General features: G+C 42.0%; 14 protein-coding genes, 1 tRNA gene and 1 pseudogene. 6 read left to right on the forward strand and 10 right to left on the reverse strand.

Annotated features, from left to right (window positions below; all coding sequences use genetic code 11):
• Positions 1-19: 19 nt before the first annotated feature.
• Positions 20-220 (forward strand): annotated as a pseudogene (locus QP420_RS05325) (type IIL restriction-modification enzyme MmeI); the annotation flags it as partial.
• 591 nt (positions 221-811) lie between these two features.
• Here the strand turns inward: QP420_RS05325 and QP420_RS05330 are convergent.
• The 10 genes from QP420_RS05330 to QP420_RS05375 all read right to left on the reverse strand — a co-directional run bounded on the left by QP420_RS05330 (position 812) and on the right by QP420_RS05375 (position 12824).
• A tRNA-Arg gene (locus QP420_RS05330) sits at positions 812-885 on the reverse strand.
• A gap of 177 nt (positions 886-1062) precedes the next feature.
• Entirely contained in the window at positions 1063-1731 is a 669-nt protein-coding gene (locus tag QP420_RS05335; RefSeq protein WP_115794217.1) for an ATP-dependent Clp protease proteolytic subunit, read from the reverse strand.
• A 5-nt stretch (positions 1732-1736) separates the two neighbouring features.
• Complete coding sequence (locus QP420_RS05340; protein WP_032816729.1) at positions 1737-2348, reverse strand: ATP-dependent Clp protease proteolytic subunit; 612 nt, start codon at positions 2346-2348, stop codon at positions 1737-1739.
• A gap of 34 nt (positions 2349-2382) precedes the next feature.
• On the reverse strand, positions 2383-3876 hold the full coding sequence (locus QP420_RS05345; protein ID WP_481616771.1) for a chloride channel protein: 1494 nt from the start codon (positions 3874-3876) through the stop codon (positions 2383-2385).
• A 100-nt stretch (positions 3877-3976) separates the two neighbouring features.
• The gene (tig, locus tag QP420_RS05350) at positions 3977-5335 is read right to left on the reverse strand and encodes a trigger factor (protein WP_060786432.1); all 1359 of its coding nucleotides are present in this window, start codon (positions 5333-5335) and stop codon (positions 3977-3979) included.
• Positions 5336-5386: 51 nt separating this feature from the next.
• Entirely contained in the window at positions 5387-6733 is a 1347-nt protein-coding gene (locus QP420_RS05355) for an HRDC domain-containing protein (RefSeq protein WP_481616772.1), read from the reverse strand.
• Between the two features lie 266 nt (positions 6734-6999).
• A complete protein-coding gene (locus QP420_RS05360; protein ID WP_415688729.1) occupies positions 7000-7356 on the reverse strand; it encodes a hypothetical protein in 357 nt (118 codons plus the stop codon).
• Between the two features lie 124 nt (positions 7357-7480).
• Positions 7481-8362: a pyruvate formate-lyase-activating protein gene (pflA, locus tag QP420_RS05365; protein WP_016635604.1), complete on the reverse strand. Its 882-nt coding sequence runs from the start codon at positions 8360-8362 to the stop codon at positions 7481-7483.
• Positions 8363-8473: 111 nt separating this feature from the next.
• Entirely contained in the window at positions 8474-10849 is a 2376-nt protein-coding gene (gene pflB, locus QP420_RS05370) for a formate C-acetyltransferase (RefSeq protein WP_060786406.1), read from the reverse strand.
• Between the two features lie 262 nt (positions 10850-11111).
• Entirely contained in the window at positions 11112-12824 is a 1713-nt protein-coding gene (locus QP420_RS05375; RefSeq protein WP_415695566.1) for an NAD+ synthase, read from the reverse strand.
• Positions 12825-13108: 284 nt separating this feature from the next.
• Between QP420_RS05375 and QP420_RS05380 the strand changes: the two genes are divergently transcribed.
• The 5 genes from QP420_RS05380 (at position 13109) to QP420_RS05400 (ending at position 16926) form a co-directional block, all read left to right on the forward strand.
• On the forward strand, positions 13109-13957 hold the full coding sequence (locus QP420_RS05380) for a MetQ/NlpA family ABC transporter substrate-binding protein (protein ID WP_481616773.1): 849 nt from the start codon (positions 13109-13111) through the stop codon (positions 13955-13957).
• Between the two features lie 105 nt (positions 13958-14062).
• The gene (locus tag QP420_RS05385; protein ID WP_481616774.1) at positions 14063-14857 is read left to right on the forward strand and encodes a methionine ABC transporter ATP-binding protein; all 795 of its coding nucleotides are present in this window, start codon (positions 14063-14065) and stop codon (positions 14855-14857) included.
• A 1-nt stretch (position 14858) separates the two neighbouring features.
• Positions 14859-15539, forward strand: coding sequence for a methionine ABC transporter permease (locus QP420_RS05390; protein WP_060786402.1), 681 nt, complete (start codon positions 14859-14861; stop codon positions 15537-15539).
• Positions 15540-15700: 161 nt separating this feature from the next.
• Positions 15701-16300 (forward strand): hypothetical protein, encoded by a 600-nt coding sequence (locus QP420_RS05395; RefSeq protein WP_415695552.1) that lies wholly within the window; start codon positions 15701-15703, stop codon positions 16298-16300.
• Positions 16301-16386: 86 nt separating this feature from the next.
• The gene (locus tag QP420_RS05400; RefSeq protein WP_060786400.1) at positions 16387-16926 is read left to right on the forward strand and encodes a peptidylprolyl isomerase; all 540 of its coding nucleotides are present in this window, start codon (positions 16387-16389) and stop codon (positions 16924-16926) included.
• The last annotated feature ends 18 nt before the right edge of the window (positions 16927-16944 follow it).

The following is a 16944-nucleotide window of genomic DNA, read 5'->3' on the forward strand; positions in this document are numbered from 1 at the left end:
TAACGATAACCTTCACTACTTACGCAAAACCGCGAATCACCCAGGCCAATCTCTAGCAGATTTGTATGACCCAACATACATGCCAACAGATTTGCGCAAAGCTCACGACGAGCTAGATAAAATAGTAGATGTTGCTTTTGGTGCTACAAAGCCTTGCACTAATAATGACGAGCGCCTCGAAATTCTCTTCAAATCCTATATTCGCATGACTAAGGAATGAATTTAAGTTAAACAAACCACATAAAGCCAAAATGTTTTATACTGTTTTTGGGGTAAGCGGCAAAAAGGGGTTATAAGTCTTACCCTAATAACCCCGTAAAAAAAAAGAAGAACCCGACGCATCAGATTCTTCCAGGTTTAGTCCGAAGACGTCCACCGCAATTAAACTACAATGCTATCATACTAGCAAAATTATGCAATTTTTGGGTTATTTCCAAAAATGTGTGTACAGAATTTCTCGTTTTTATTCTTATTTGAGGCGTGTTATGCGTAGTACATGCTTAAAAAGCATGTATGAAGAACAAGTCTTGCAATAATCCCGTTTGTGGTGTAGGTGATAACGGCCTAGTTAGTAGATATAAATAGTGAGAAAGAAATGTCGTAATAGCAGCTATTATCGAATCCTAACAGTACTTGGCAAACGGTGTCCTATTGACAAATTCATAGATGATTACACGAAAGATGGGCGCAATACGCTAGCGACACGCCGGTTTTATACACACTGTTTGGGAAATAACCCACAGTTTGGGAAATAACCCACAGTTTTGATTAAGCAGTGAAAAAAAAACGCGGTAAAAAACCGCGTATGTCGTGCGCCAGACAGGATTCGAACCTGCAACCTTCTGATCCGTAGTCAGATGCTCTAATCCGTTGGGCTACTGGCGCATGTTCTCCAAAAACTTGGAACTTTAACTTTCCGTTGTTTTTGGCAACTTGACTAATATACAACCATCTTTACAAAAATACAAACCCTGGCGTGTCGCCAGCGCCAGGGTTTGAATCTAAAACATAAGAAGCTAAAACATAAGAATCTAAAACATAAGAATCTAAAACATAAAATCCTTAAGACCTATGTTCAAGAACCTCGTCTACCATTCCGTATTCTTTAGCTTGAGGAGCAGTAAGAATAGTGTCTACCTCAATATCTTTACGAATGCGCTCAACACTTTGGCCAGTGTGCTTTGCAAGAGTGGCCTCTAACCATTCGCGCAAACGCAGCATTTCTTTAGCTTGAAGCTCTATCTCCGTGGCCTTGCCAAAATCTTGACCCATTGCAGGCTGATGAATAAGCACGCGCGCATTTGGCAAAATCATACGCTTACCAGCAGCACCAGCAGCAAGTAAAATCGCAGCAGCCGAAGCAGCTTGACCCAAGCACACCGTTTGAACATCTGGCTTAATGTATTGCATGGTATCGTAAATGGCCGTCATAGCCGTCATAGAGCCGCCAGGAGAGTTAATGTACATCATTACATCTCTGTTTGGATCCATGCTTTCTAGAACCAAAAGCTGAGCCATAATGTCATCCGCAGAAGTGTCATCTACCTGAACACCCATAAAAATAATGCGGTCTTCAAAAAGCTTAGTGTATGGATCTTGAGTTTTCATACCGTATGGCGTTTGCTCACCAAATTGTGGCAAAACGTAACGATTCGTAAACACACCACTGGTCTGACCAAATCCACCCAAACGCTTAGCGCGAGCAACAAACTTTGCTTCTTCACTTGCCATTAAAATCACTCCTCCCCACGCATAGAAGCTGGAGTGGTAACAATCTTATCTACAAAGCCATACTCCAAAGCCTGCTGAGCGGTAAACCAATGATCGTACTCGTTGTCTCTGTAAATCTCTTCAACAGTATGACCAGTCTGCTGAGCCGTGAGTTCAGCGAGAGTTTTCTTCATGTCCATAATAAGCTCGGCATTAATACGCACATCTGTAGCAGTGCCACCAACTCCGCCAGAAGGCTGGTGCATTAGCACGCGAGCGTGAGACGTAATAAAACGCTTACCAGGGGTACCAGAACTCAGCAAGAACTGACCCATAGAAGCGGCCATGCCAACAGCAATCGTAGCCACATCTGGCTCAATAAGCTGCATAGTGTCGTAAATGGCCATTCCAGCGGTAATAGAACCACCTGGCGAATTAATATAAAGCCAAATATCTTTCTTAGGGTCTTGCGCAGCTAGCATAAGCATCTGAGCGCAAATAATATTGGCATTTTCATCCTTGACTTCAGAGCCAAGCCAAATAATACGATCCTTTAAGAGTTGATTAAAAATCGAATCCGTTGGATTTTGTGGCTCCCCTTCTTGCATAACGGGAGAAGCCGTAAACAGCTCAGTCACCTTATCTCCTTACAAATATTTGAATATATCTAGACTATCGTGTGCGCGTGACCGCAGAACAAGAATGCAAAGTAAAACGCTCAACGCAATTAGACACACAACTAGACACACAACTAGACACGCAATTAGACACAATCACCGCCAATAGCATAAGACAAAGTAACGCAAACGGTGCATTTACTAATTCAGCAACTAAAAGCCACGCCATAATCGGAGCTTTTCTAGAAGACGCAAGTAAAGAAGCAGCGCCAATAATAGATACAGAAATCGCAGAAACTTGCGAAATGTCAAAAACTTGCAAAAAACCAGACGTTGAAAAAATAGCGTATAAAATCACACCAAAGCAAGCACCCGTTGAAATACTCGGTTGCAACACGCCTCCAGAAGCACCGTAGCGCAAAACAAGCACAGTCATAAGCATTTTTATTACTGCAAGAAGCAACAAAATAGTCACAATATGCGAATTTTCTGCCAAATACGGAAAGCTAGCTACAGAAAAGGCAAGTTGAGAAAGCGACCTACCATTCCCCAAAATATGCGGAAACCAACAAGCTGCAACACCAATAACTAAGCCAGCTACAGGCATAAAACACAGCATTTGTATGCCACGCAAAGCATGAGTTCTACACCAAATAATTCCCAAGCGAAAAACGTAACCAACTAAGCCACACACTGCACCAACAACAACAGCTAAAACACAGATTTGCCAAGAAATCACGCAAGAAAATTGCGAAATATTGTAGTATCTAGAATGATGCAATAAAAATTCAACAACAAATGCAGCAACATAATTCATAACAAGAGCAAAAGGCAAGCAATGCAAACGCTCCGAGCGCGCAATATTTTTAAGTGCATTAACTATTACAGAGCCATTTTCGCGATTTAGCCACGCATAAAAACCAAAACCTTGAGTTTTACTAAGCAAACCTAAAGAAAGCACAGTGCCAGCTAAAGGCGCGTGGTACACTGCAGCCAAGCCAGCACCTGCAGCAGAGGCAACAAGTATGCGCTGAGTTTTAGCAGACACATTAAAAATACTGCTGCAACGCTGAGCAATCATTGCAGCTAATTCTCTAGGAGCTACTTCCCTGCCGATTGAAATTCCAGAACCAACAATGCCGATTTGTAACAAAACATGTGCAATAGTAGAAAAAATCGGCATTTTACTTCCGCTAACAGCTTGCGCAATAGTAACGATTCGAGGGGGATTCTTTCTTCTTCGCAACAAATACCAAGATATTGCAGCAATAGTCATAGCAATTGTGCCAGGTAGCACGTATCGATACCAAGGAAGCCCTAAAAATACAGTATTTTTAGCAGATTCAATTGAGCCAAAAGCAAGGTATTGTACAGCGTAAAAAATAAGCGTAAGAACTGTTGCTCCTAAGCCAACAAGAACGCCAAGAGCAACAGAAGACGTAACAAAACGCGCTACTAGAATTGCAAAACTAAATAATTTGCAAGATTTGCCGAATTTGCCAAATCTGCAACAAGATTCATGCTTCGTTTTAGCACTACTATCATCCATAACGTCTCGCAATTCTTATATAAGTAAGACCCGGCAGAAAAAATTCCGCCAGGTCTTAAATAACAAGATTATTAGAAGATTCTAATTTAGAAGACTCTAACTACTTTTCAGCAGAAAGCTCATCGGCAACAGCTGCAGCAGCAGAAGCAGCCTTAACGCTTTCATCTTCTGGCTCTTCATCTTCCGACAAGAAAGCACTCAAATCAAGAGCTTCTCCGCCAGCAACGAACTTTACAGCACGCATGCCAGCAAGCAAGCCCTTAGAGCGAGCAACTTCTTGAACAGCAGAACCAAGCTGACCATTGCGAACAATAGCGTTAATAAACTGGCTTGGATCCATGCCGTACTGCTGAGCAACGGAAACCAAGAAGTTGGTAACGTCTGCTTGAGAAACAGAAACATCGAGGCTTTCTGCCAAAGCGTCGAGAACCATTTGGTCACGAAGCTCCTTTTCTGCAGCCTTTTCAGCCTCTTCCTTTTGCTTCTTAGTGGCCTTTTCTGGGTCTGGAGTCATGCCCTTAAGGTGCTCAGCAACAGCCTTATCTTTAACACCCTTTGGTACAGGAATTTCAACTTCTTCTTGAATCTTAGCAATAAAAGCATCGCGAGCAAGAGTTGCCTGACGGCCTTCATTTGCCTGCTCCAAAGACTTACGAACGTCTTCCTTAAGCTCCTTTAGAGTGTCGAACTCAGATGCTTCCTTAGCAAACTCATCGTCAAGCTTTGGCAATTCCTGAGCCTTAACGGAGTTAACCTTTACCTTAACCTGAGCCTTCTTGCCCTGGTTCTTTCCAGCTTCGAGAGTGCCTTCAAAAGTGGTTTCTTCTCCAGCGGAAAGACCTTCCAAAGCCTCATCCAAACCATCAAGCATAGTGTTGGAACCAAGCTCGTAGCTTACGCCATTTTGAGAATCGGCAACTTCGTCGTTAATCTTAGCTTCCAAATCGATGTTTGCAAAATCACCCTTCTTAGCTGGGCGATCAACACCAACAAGAGTGCCAAAACGTGCGCGCAAAGCCTCAAGACGAGCCTTAACATCGCTGTCTTTAACTTCTGGCTTCTCTACTTCGATTTCTACACCCTTGAACTTGTTAAGCTTAAACTCTGGGCGACGCTCAACAGTTGCGACAAACTTAAGCTTAACTTCGTCTTTAGCAGATTCTGGAACTTCCTGAACATCAAATTCTGGCTGATCCATTGGGCGAATCTTCTTTTCTTCCAAAGCCTTAGAATAAAGCTCTGGAACAGCAGAATTTACAGCTTCACCGGCAACAGCTCCGAAGCCAACTCGCTGTTCTACAATCTTGCCTGGTACGTGTCCCTTACGGAAACCTGGCACGTTGATTTGCTTTGCAATCTCTTTACGAGCCTCATCCAAAAATGGCTCAAAATCTTCGAGATCTGCGGTAATGGTGAGCTTAACCTTAGTTGGCTCAAGATTCCTGACGCTGATTTTCACGCTTGCGCTCCTGAAATTACGTTTTCTAGCTTCTGCCATATGGCACAACCGTTACATAATAGCGCGAGTTACGGACTCAGCGATTAAATCGCTTTGCCACGTTCTTGCTCCCTGCTCTACAAGAAACTCCTTAACGTCAATATGCTCAATATTGTCTTGCCAACAAAGATTGCGAATAATTTGCGGTTTAATAATGATTTCCGTAGGCGTATGTGTATCTTCCGCAATCTTAATTAAAGACTGTTTTACATTTTGTAAGAGCTCATATCTTTTGGGATGATGCTCACGCCAATAGCGCATAGATCGTGGAGCTGCTTGCGATTCTTGTGCATCGCCAAAATCGCCAGTATCGCCAGAATCGTTGTAATTGCCATATTTACTACTTGAATCATCAAGCTTAGAAACAATAGCAACTTCCCCGCTTTTAGCGCGACTAATCGCGTCTTCTATAACAACTTTCCACACATTTGACTTGATTTTGCGCTGAATCGGAGCATAACGTTCAAACATCTTGTCTTGTTCGCCGCCCGTGTGAATTCTAACTCGTTCGTTAAGAATGCGAATAGAGCGAAACTCCCTAGAATTACTTGGTTTTCGCTTGCCTGCTTCAATAATCGCAGAATCCGAAAGCAATAAAGTTGGCGCAATATCGTATTGACGAGCAAGCTCATCTCGTTTTTGCCAAAGCTCTTTTGCAATCATTAAACCGATTTTATCGTGCATAAGAACGCTTATATGAGATATTCTAAGCCAAGGATTTGGGTGAGGAGCCTTCTTTTGCGCACCTTTACTTAATAAGTGGGCAAACTCTTGATTTGCCCATAAAAGCTTGCCTTGCTTTTTAAGCTCAGTGCTCATTACTTCTTCTAATTCGATTAGCAATTCAACGTCTAAAGCCGCGTAATTTCGCCAATCTCTAGGAAGTGGGCGATAAGACCAATCCGCTGCAGAATGTTCTTTTGCAAGAGTCAACCCCAAATAATATTCAGTTACAGAGCTTAATCCAAAGCGCTTTCTACCAAGCAATTTAGCTGCGATTTCTGTGTCGAATAAAGCACGTGGGCGCAAACCAATATCGAAAAATCCTGGCAAATCTTGCATAGAATCGTGAATAATCCAAGGCGTACCCCCTACTGCCTCATTAAATTCATGCCAATCAACGCCAAGTTTTCCTAACGCTATTGGGTCCAGCAATCCAATTCCTGCACCTTTGCGTTTAAACTGAATCAGCCAATCTTCGTGACCATATCTAAAACCAGATGCGCGCTCTGCATCTGCAGCCAAAGGCCCCGACCCTGCTGCCAACAAATTACAATATTCTTTATATGCTTCAAGCGTATCAATGACTTCTGGAACTCCTTCTCTAGGCTCTTTTAAAAGCTTTGGTTCCTTATTCAAGAACGCCTCCCGATTGTACGCTTTAGCCAAATTCTTACGCTTTTTGCATCTTACTTTGCAATTTTTTGCAAAATATCTGTAAAACATTCTATAGAATATTGCGCAAGATATATTTAAGCCGTGTTAAAAGATTATGCATCTTGTAACACGGCTTCAACTTTCGCACACAACTACGACTAATCAAAAATAAGTAATCAATTAAATAATCAATCAAATAATCAATCAAATAATCAATCAAATAATCAATCTGTTTTATTGTTTGATTCTTATTGAGTTATGCGCTTAACAAGCCTAGTTTTAAGGAATCTAGTAAGAGTAAATGCGACTGCCGAAACTAAAACTGTTGGAATAACGTAGCCAACATGTAAACCTAAATCCGAGAACTTGGATATTGAAAAAGTAACAAGTTCTATAACAAAAGTTATCGCAATAGATATTATTGGCACTTCAATAAGAAGTTTCTCATCAAACGATGCAACAATGTTTATTGGCAACAAAATTATTGGCAAAATAACGAAAATAGTAAGCGCTGTAGCAAAACCAAACTGATCGTTACACCGCACAAAAATAGCTAACGCTAATGTAAAAGCTAATGCAATCCAACAACCTATTCTGCGCTTCATTGCGTATCCTTTCTCTAAAAAGGTTATTTGTATAATTATACAAAATCCTTTAAAAAAAAAAACAATACAATACGCAAAAATTGCCTAAATTACAGTTACATTTTTGATGCAATCTAAACGCAGTCTAGTACACAACAAAACCGTGGTCTTTAAACTGGTTTACAACTCGCTCTTTAAGCGCCCTAGAAGGTCCTTTTTGATTCTCAAGAGGGTATGGAATCCTAAGCTCATGCCACTTTGGGCGGCCTAGTTGATGGAATCCAAGCACGTCGATATGCTCGACAGCATCTCCAAACGAATCGCAAATCTCAGCAACTTTTTCAACATTTTCTTCGCTGTCAGTCAAACCTGGAACGAGCACAAAACGCACCCAAATCTTCTTACCAGCCTTCGCCAAGCGCTGACCAAAGTCAATAGTTGGCTGAAGCAAGCCGCCAGTTACTTTTTTATACGTTTCTTCAGTTCCGGATTTAACGTCAAGAAGGCAAAGATCAATGTCGTCAATCATTTCGTCCGTATAATTGCGATTCAAAAAGCCCGAAGTATCTAAGCAAGTATGCACGCCCATCTCTTTTGCTGCACGAAAAACCCTAGATACAAAAGCTGGTTGCATCATAGATTCTCCGCCAGAAAATGTGATTCCGCCGCCTGTTGCCTTAAAAAGACTTTGATAACGGTCTACTTTTTTAATCATTGCATCTAAGTAGACTGGCTTGCCGTCGCGCATTTTCCAAGTATCAGGATTTTGGCAGTACTGGCAACGAAGTGGGCAGCCACTCATAAACACAGTCATGCGAGTGCCAGGACCATCAACAGAAGTGTTAATATCCCAAGAATGCACAAACCCAATATCGCCAGTTTTAAGAGCAACTAAGCGGTCTTTTCTGTCTAATCCAATTGGGGATTCAAAACCAGAAAGACCACCCATTAAAGTTTGTCGGGCATACTCTTTTGACTCCTTTAACATGTGCTGAGTCGTAGTGCGAAATGCTGTGTTTTCAGCCATTTACATGCCCTCCTATAACCGTCTTTGGTATATCTATAAGTCTATTTTATTTTAAAAGCCGCCAGGAGCAAAACCATTCTCACTCCCGGCGGCATTCGCAATCAATCAGAATCAGTCAGTAACTGAACCCTGGTGGAATGTACGAGAAATAACGTCGAGCTGCTGCTCCTTAGTGAGCTTTACAAAGTTCACTGCGTAGCCAGAAACACGAACCGTAAGATGTGGGTACTTTTCTGGGTGCTCAACAGCGTCTTCAAGCTGTTCCTTGCGCAAAACGTTGATGTTTGCGTGGTACAAGCCGTGGCCGTTGCCAGCGTCCAAAATACCAACAAGGTTGTTAACGCGCTCGTCTTCGTCTCTACCCAAACCGTCTGGAGTAATGGTGTTGGTCAAAGAGATACCATCGAGAGCATCGTCATAGTCAATCTTGCCAACGGAGAACATGGATGGAAGCATGCCGTGAGAATCCATACCATTTTCTGGGTTTGCACCTGGAGCGTAAGGAGTGCCCTTCTTGTGGCCAGATGGGAAGGAACCAGTGTTCTTGCCGTACTCAACGTTAGAAGTAATAGTCAAGATGGACTGAGTTGGAACAGCATTACGGTACACAGGCAAACGCTTTACCTGACCCATAACAGTGCTTACAACCCACTTTGCCAAGTCATCAGCACGATCATCATCGTTACCGTAGATTGGGAACTCGCCAACCGTCTTGTAACCAACGATTAAGTCGTCGTCTGCGCCTTCGATGTACTCGTACTCGTGGCCTTCGGTATTCTTAGCATCCTTGTTGTAGATTGGGTAAACCTTTGCATACTTTAGAGCAGCCAAGGAATCTGCAGCAATAGACAAGCCAGACATACCGCAACCGAGTGTACGATAGACTTCCCTATCGTGCAAAGCCATCTCAATGGACTCGTACGCATACTTATCGTGCATGTAGTGGATGATGTTCAAAGCCTCAATGTAGGTTTCGGAAAGCCATTCCAAAGCCTTCTCGTAGTTGGCCTTAACCTTCTCGTAGTCAAGAGTTCCATCAGCTTCTGGCTTGATTGGGTCAATAACACCCTTATCAATAACCTGCATGCCAGTCATTTCATCGCGGCCACCGTTAATCGCGTAGAGCAAAGCCTTTGCGGAGTTAACGCGTGCAGCGAAGAACTGCATTTGCTTACCAACGCGCATTGGGGAAACGCAGCAAGCAATAGCAGCGTCATCGCCCCAGTGCTCACGAATATCTTTATCGGACTCGTACTGAATTGCAGAAGTGTCGATAGAGATTCGTGCGCAGAAACGCTTGTAGGCTTCTGGAAGCTTTGGATCCCAGAAAATAGTGATGTTTGGCTCTGGACCTGGCCCAAGATGCTCAAGGGTCAAAGTGTTGAGCAAACGGAACGAAGTCTTAGTAACAAAGGTACGGCCATCATCGCTGAAGCCTGCATCGGACCAAGTTGCCCAGTATGGATCTCCGGAGAAGATTGCGTCGTAATCCTTAGTACGCAAGAAGCGCACAATACGAAGCTTCATAACCAAAGCATCAATAATTTCCTGAGCGTCGGTTTCGTTGATTAATCCAGCCTTCAAATCGCGCTCGAAGTAGCAATCGAAGAATGCGGAAACACGGCCGAAGCTCATTGCAGCGCCATCCTGGCTCTTAACAGAAGCAAGATAGCCCATGTAAGTCCACTGAACAGCTTCCTTAGCGGTTTGAGCTGGGCGGCTCAAATCCAAGCCATACTCGTTGCCCAAGTTAATAAGCTGCTTCAAAGCCTTGATTTGCTCATCGTGCTCTTCGCGGAAGCGAATCCAATGCTCAATCTCGGTCTCGGTAAAGTCGTTGCGGTATGGAATAGAATCCTTATCGCGCTTCTTAAACTCAATAAGCATGTTAACGCCGTAAAGAGCCACACGACGATAATCACCGATAATACGGCCACGGCCATAAGCGTCTGGCAAACCAGTCAAAATCTTGTTGTGGCGAGCAATCTTAATATTCTTGGTGTAAACACCAAACACGCCATCGTTATGAGTCTTGCGATAAACGGTGAAAATCTTCTTGATTTCTGGGTCAACTTCCTTGCCAGCTTCCTTAATGGCCTGCTCAACCATTCGCCAACCGCCGTTTGGCATCATAGCGCGCTTGCAAGGTTCGTCGGTTTGAAGACCAACGATTACGTTATCTACTTCTGGGCTTTCAATGTAGCCTGCTGGCATTGCGTCAATGCCTGCTGGAATATGGGTTTCAACGTCGTATACGCGGCGCTCGCGCTCAACTGCCAAGTAGTTGTCGTCGAGGTACTTCCACATATGCTTCGTTTTTTCGGTGGCGTTTGCCAAGAACGTCTCGTCGCCCTCGTATGGGGTGTAATTCTTTAGGATAAAGTCACGAACGTCAATATCTTTTTCCCAATTGCCGCTTGTAAATCCATCCCACGCTTTTGCACGAAGATCCTCTTCGCTGAGAACGGATGCATCCACTGATGCCATATTTGACTCCTTTCGTATCCACGACGCTTCTTCACGTCGCCTTCTCTACTATGTTAGAGCAATGTTTAAACAGTACACGTCGATTTTTGGCATTTTTAACGTGAGTTACCTCACATTTTACTGTTTTTTAGCTTATTTTTAATAAAAAATGCTAGTTTGAATCCTCAAACTAGCACATATACAACGCGTAGAAAGTCAACGGCTGCTTGCGACTTTTATTGAGCCCACTAATCCGCTCCCAGCCTTCGCCTATTCCTTTCGTCTACTCCCTAAACGCCGTTGTTACTGGTATTCGCCTATCCCTACCAAACGCAATCGCACTAACTTTTGGCCCGAGCGGATACTGCCTACGCTTCCATTCCGCGCGGTCTACAAGCCCAATAACAGTATCAACCGTGCGCTCATCAAAACCATCTGCAAGCAAATCCGCTCGCCCGTGAGCAAGCTCAATATGAGCCGCTAGCACTTTATCTAACAAGTCGTATTCTGGCAAAGAATCCGAGTCTTTTTGCCCAGGCCTAAGCTCTGCGCTAGGAGGCTTAACAATAGAGTTTACAGGTATAAGAATGCCATCTTTTGGAGCATTTTCTTTAGGATTATTGTCTTTAGGAAAATCTTCACTCCCAGCAATATGCAACATTCCAAGACCTACTCCATTTTTAGCAGCGCGATTACGCCATCTAGAAAGCGCCCAAACGCGAGTCTTAAACAAATCTTTAATAGGCGCATACCCGCCTACCGCATCTCCATAAATAGTAGAGTAACCGCATGCAAGCTCCGACTTATTGCCAGTAGCTAACGCCAGCAAACCTTTTGAATTGGAGTACGCCATAACAATCACGCCTCTAACGCGTGCCTGCAAATTTTCGGCAGCAACGCCTTGTAAATCAAGCTGATTCTGGAACGACTTAAAAAGCGGCTCAATAGGCTGAATATCGTAATGCGCACCAAGGCGATTAGCTAAATCGCAAGCATCGTCTTTAGAACCAAGCGAAGAATACATGCTTGGCATTGAAACGCCCCAAACGTTTTGCCCTCCGCAAGCATCCGCCGCCATAGTTGCAACTAGCGCAGAGTCGATTCCTCCAGAAAGCCCTAAGCATACGCCCTTAAAGCCATTTTTGCGCATGTAATCCCTTAATCCTAAAACGCATGCGCAATAAACTTCTTCGTCTGGGTCTAATTTTTGAGCAATCGTTGAGCATTTTTGCGTTTTTAAAGACGTATCAAAATCAACAAAACTTAAGTCTTGATCAAACATTTTAGAACGCTCAATCAAAGACCCGTCTGCGTTTACGACAAAACTGCCGCCATCAAAAACAAGATCGTCTTGAGCACCAACCTGATTTACGTAAACAAGCGGAGCATTAACCTCTTTAGCTCGCTTTTGCGCAAGTTTTAAGCGAATATCCGTTTTACCTTCTTCGTATGGAGAACCGTTGATTGTTACTAAAACATCGATCCCCTCTTTAGCAAGACGCGCAACTGGGCCGCCATCTTGCCAAATATCTTCGCAAATGGCAAATCCTAATTTTGCGCCTTTAACGTTTAGAATTCCGCAATCATTTCCAGAAGAAAAGATTCTAAATTCGTCAAAAACGCCATAATTTGGCAAGAAATGCTTGTCGTAAACAAGCGCCACTTTGCCATTGTTAATAACAAGCAGGCGATTCCTTGGCTTTCCAGACTCGCTATCTACTCCAACTGTTCCAACAACAACAAATAAATCGCCCAAACCGCTATCTTCCAAGCTTTTTGCAAGACTATAAACGGCATTATTAGCTGCTTTTCTAAAAGTTGCACGCAAAGCAAGATCTTCGATTGGGTACCCAGTTAGTGTCATCTCTGGAAACACAACAATATCCGCATTTCCCTTACGTGCGTCTTTGCAAAATCGCAATATTTCATCCGTATTTTTGCTTATGTTTCCAACGCAAGTGTCAATTTGAGCTAAAGCTAAACGCAAAGAAGTCATGGTTTTATTATAGGCCATGTTGCATAAGCCATATCACTTTAATGCGTCTAAAACAGAAAGATTGCAAAACGCCACGCCAAAATAATAGAAAAAACAAAAAATCAAGCTCTAAATGCAAAAAATAATTCTTGACTATCTGCTTGATTTAATTAGTCTTAGTAACTCGTCATAAATTATACAAATAGAAAATAGGTAGCGAAGCTGCTACAAAATCGCATATATTGATATTCCGTTGCTACAAAACAGCGCGATTAACAAAAACATTAAAGGACAAGGGGAAAAATATGAAAATCACAAAAAAGAACACAAAGGCCATTGCAGCTCTTACCGCGCTAACTGCGATTTTAGGATTGTCACTAAGCGCATGCGGATCTTCGGCAAATGGTGCAACTCAAGACGATAAGGTGATTAAGGTTGCAGCTTCCCCAACTCCTCACAGCGATATTTTAAACAAAGTTGTTAAGCCAATTTTGCAAAAGCAGGGTTATAAGTTGGTTGTTAAGGAATTTACCGACTACGTTCAGCCAAATACTGCTGTAGAAGAAGGCGAAGTTGATGCAAACTACCATCAGCATTTGCCATACTTAAATAACTTTAATAAGGAAAGAGGAACTCATATTATTTCCATTGCTGGAATTCACTTTGAGCCATTTGGACTTTACCCAGGAAAAACCAAGAGCATTAAAGACTTAAAAGATGGCGCAACAGTTGCAATTCCTAGCGACCCAACCAACGAAGCTCGCGCTCTTCTTCTTTTGCAAGACGCAGGGCTTCTTAAGCTAAAGAATCCAAAGGATGTTAACTCAACCAAGAAGGATATTATTTCTAATCCAAAGAATCTAAAGTTTAAGGAATTAGATGCCTCTTTGGTCCCAACAGTTGTTAAAGACGTTGATTTAGCTGCTCTAAACGGAAACTACGCTATTCAAGCTGGATTTAACCCAACTAAAGATCCTCTTACAAGCGAAAAGGTTGGAGGCGTTGCTGCTAAAACATACGAAAACATTATTGCTGTTAAGAAGGGTTCCGAAAAGCTTGCTAAAATCAAGGCTCTTGTAAAAGCGCTAAAAACAAGCAAGGTTCGTGATTTTATAAAGAAAAACTACAACGGCGCTGTTTTGCCAGTATTCTAAAGTAATTACAGCGTTTAATCACAAATAAAGAGACATGTGCCTCTAAAAAGCCAGAGGCACGTGCCTCATATTTGTTTAAAAATTCGTTTTAAAATCGGTGGAAAAATGATTCAGATTGAGCATCTTTACAAAACTTATTCAAGCGGCAAAATTAAGCACGAAGCACTTAAAGACATTAACTTAACTATTGAGTCGGGAGAAGTCTTTGGAATCTTAGGTTCTTCGGGAGCTGGAAAATCTTCGCTAGTTCGCTGCATAAATCTTCTAGAAAGACCTACAAGCGGAAGAGTTGTAATAGACGGAAAAGATATTACAGACGCTAAAAATCACGATTTATCTGATATTAGATCGAATATTGGCATGATTTTTCAAAACTTTAGTCTTTTCCAACAGCGAACAGTTTTGCAAAATGTGACTTTTCCTTTGGAACTAAACCACACGAATAAAAACGAACGAGAAGAGCGAGCAAAGTATTTGCTTGACTTAGTTGGCTTAAAAGATTTAGCAAACCGCTACCCTATTCAGCTTTCTGGCGGCCAGCAGCAGAGAGTTGCCATTGCGCGAGCGCTTGCTAACAATCCTTCGATTATGCTTTGCGACGAGGCCACAAGCGCCTTGGATTCAACAACTACCGCGCAAATACTTGACTTGCTTAGAAGAATTAACCGAGATCTTAACGTTACATTGGTTATTATTACTCACTCTCTTGCAGTGGCACGCAATATTTGCGATAGAGTTGCCATGATTGACGGCGGAAACATAGTAGAAATCGGCGACACCACAACGCTTTTTAAAAATCCGCAAAGCAATATTTTAAAAACACTTATTGCAAACGAACACGTTGAAAATCATAGAAACAACAAAGATAACAGCAATAGCGAAAACAGTGAGGTGAAATAAGATGCTAGAAAATATTTCACAATTTATAGACGAGTACGGCGAACTACTTATTGAAGGCACAAAAGACACAATTGTTATGACTTCAATATCTACACTATTTGCCTACGTAATTGGACTTCCATTAGGAGTTCTTCTTATAACAAGCGCAAAGCAAGGAATTTGCCACAACGCATTGATTAACACTGTTTTAAGCAGCATTGTAAATGTTGTTCGTTCTATTCCATTTATAATCTTGCTTGTTGCCATAATCCCACTTACAAGGCTTATTGTTGGAACATCTTTAGGTGTTCCCGGAGCTATTGTTCCGCTGGTTATAACCGCTGCCCCGTTTGTAGCGCGAATTGTTGAACAATCTTTAGCAGAAGTTGACGGAAGTCTTATAGAAGCTGCACAAAGCTTTGGAGCAAGCAACACTCAAATTGTATTTAAAGTGCTACTTTTTGAAAGCTTACCTTCGCTAATTCGCGGAGCAGCATTAACGTTTATTACGCTTTTTGGATTCTCTGCAATGGCTGGAGCCGTTGGCGCAGGCGGTCTTGGAGATATTGCAATTCGCTACGGATATCAGCGTTATCAATACGACGTTATGAGCGCAGCAGTAATTTTGTGCATTATTCTTGTGCAATTAGTGCAAAGCATTGGTGATTTAATTTCTAACAAAATCAACCATCATGAGCGCTAAAGCACACACAAAATGGCTACACGTTTTTAAAAATCACCTTTTAATGTAAAATATTAGATGTCACAACATTTGCGGGGGTGCTTTCTATTTTTAGAAGGCTGAGATAAGCACATCGCTTTACCCTTAGAACCTGTTAGTTAATACAACGTAGGGAGCATAGCATGACAGCAGATTACACATATGCATTAATGCATAAACAGTTTAATCTTGGCGCATGCTTTGCTAGCGATTTTACAGCGAAAAAAATTATCTTATTACAAAATGTTGCTTACTTTACTAATCTTTGCATAAAAGAGAATCTTTGCTTATCTGTAGAAAAAATGCATTTGGGGATGCATAATAATCGCGTTAAAAATAGTGCGATTGAACACAAAAAAGCTTGTTATCATGTTGGGTTTGCTATGCGTAATCAACCTATGCATAATCAACATGGTATGGATAGAGATAACATTGCAGGCAAAACTCATTTTGAGCTTGGCCACTTGGGTAAGTTTATATCAAGCTTAAATCCAAATGCAAATATCACTTTCCATTGCAAAATCTTACAAAATTGGGTTTTAAAACAACTTGTTTTGCAAGATTTTTGCAGCAAGATCAACAAGTTTAATTCAATTAACCTAATTAACTTGTTGAAAAGAAGCCCGCAGCAAGACTATTGCCGAGGGTTGAAAGAGATAAGTAGAAGTTTCAGTATATTGGTTAAACGCTTTATAAAAACATTAAATGGATTTTGGCCTATAAAATCCTATGCTTTTATATAGCGCACAAGGCGAGTCGCAAGTAACACACTTTACTTCGGCTCGCCTTGACTTTTCCAACCGTCTTTAACGTATGGGAAAATCGCATTATGACACTTATTAACATGCATACGTCTGAAGGCGATATAAAGATTAATCTTTTTGACGATAAAGCGCCTATTACAGTAAAAAATTTCGTTGACTTGGCCACTGGTGCAAAAGAATGGACCGATCCTTTTAGCGGGGAAAAGTCTAATCAACCATTCTACGATGGCTTGACGTTCCACCGTATTATTAAAGACTTTATGATTCAAGGTGGATGCCCTCTTGGAAACGGAATGGGCGGCCCAGGTTACGAATTTGACGATGAGATTGACCCATCTTTAAAGTTCGATAAGCCATATTTGCTTGCAATGGCAAATGCTGGAAAGCAACGCGGTAGAGACGGCCGCTTGCACGGCACGAATGGATCGCAGTTCTTTATTACCACTGTTCCAACTCCTTGGCTTGATGGCCATCACACGATTTTTGGAGAAGTGGTAGATGATGAGTCTAAAGCTGTTGTAGATAAGCTCGAATCCGTTCCAACAGATAGAGCAGACGCTCCACTAGAGCCAGTTGGAATTATATCCATTGAGGTTATTAAGTAAAAGCTTATAAGACTACAA

It is taken from the genome of Bifidobacterium sp. UMB1197, from assembly GCF_030217745.1.
Taxonomy (GTDB): domain Bacteria; phylum Actinomycetota; class Actinomycetes; order Actinomycetales; family Bifidobacteriaceae; genus Bifidobacterium; species Bifidobacterium vaginale_B.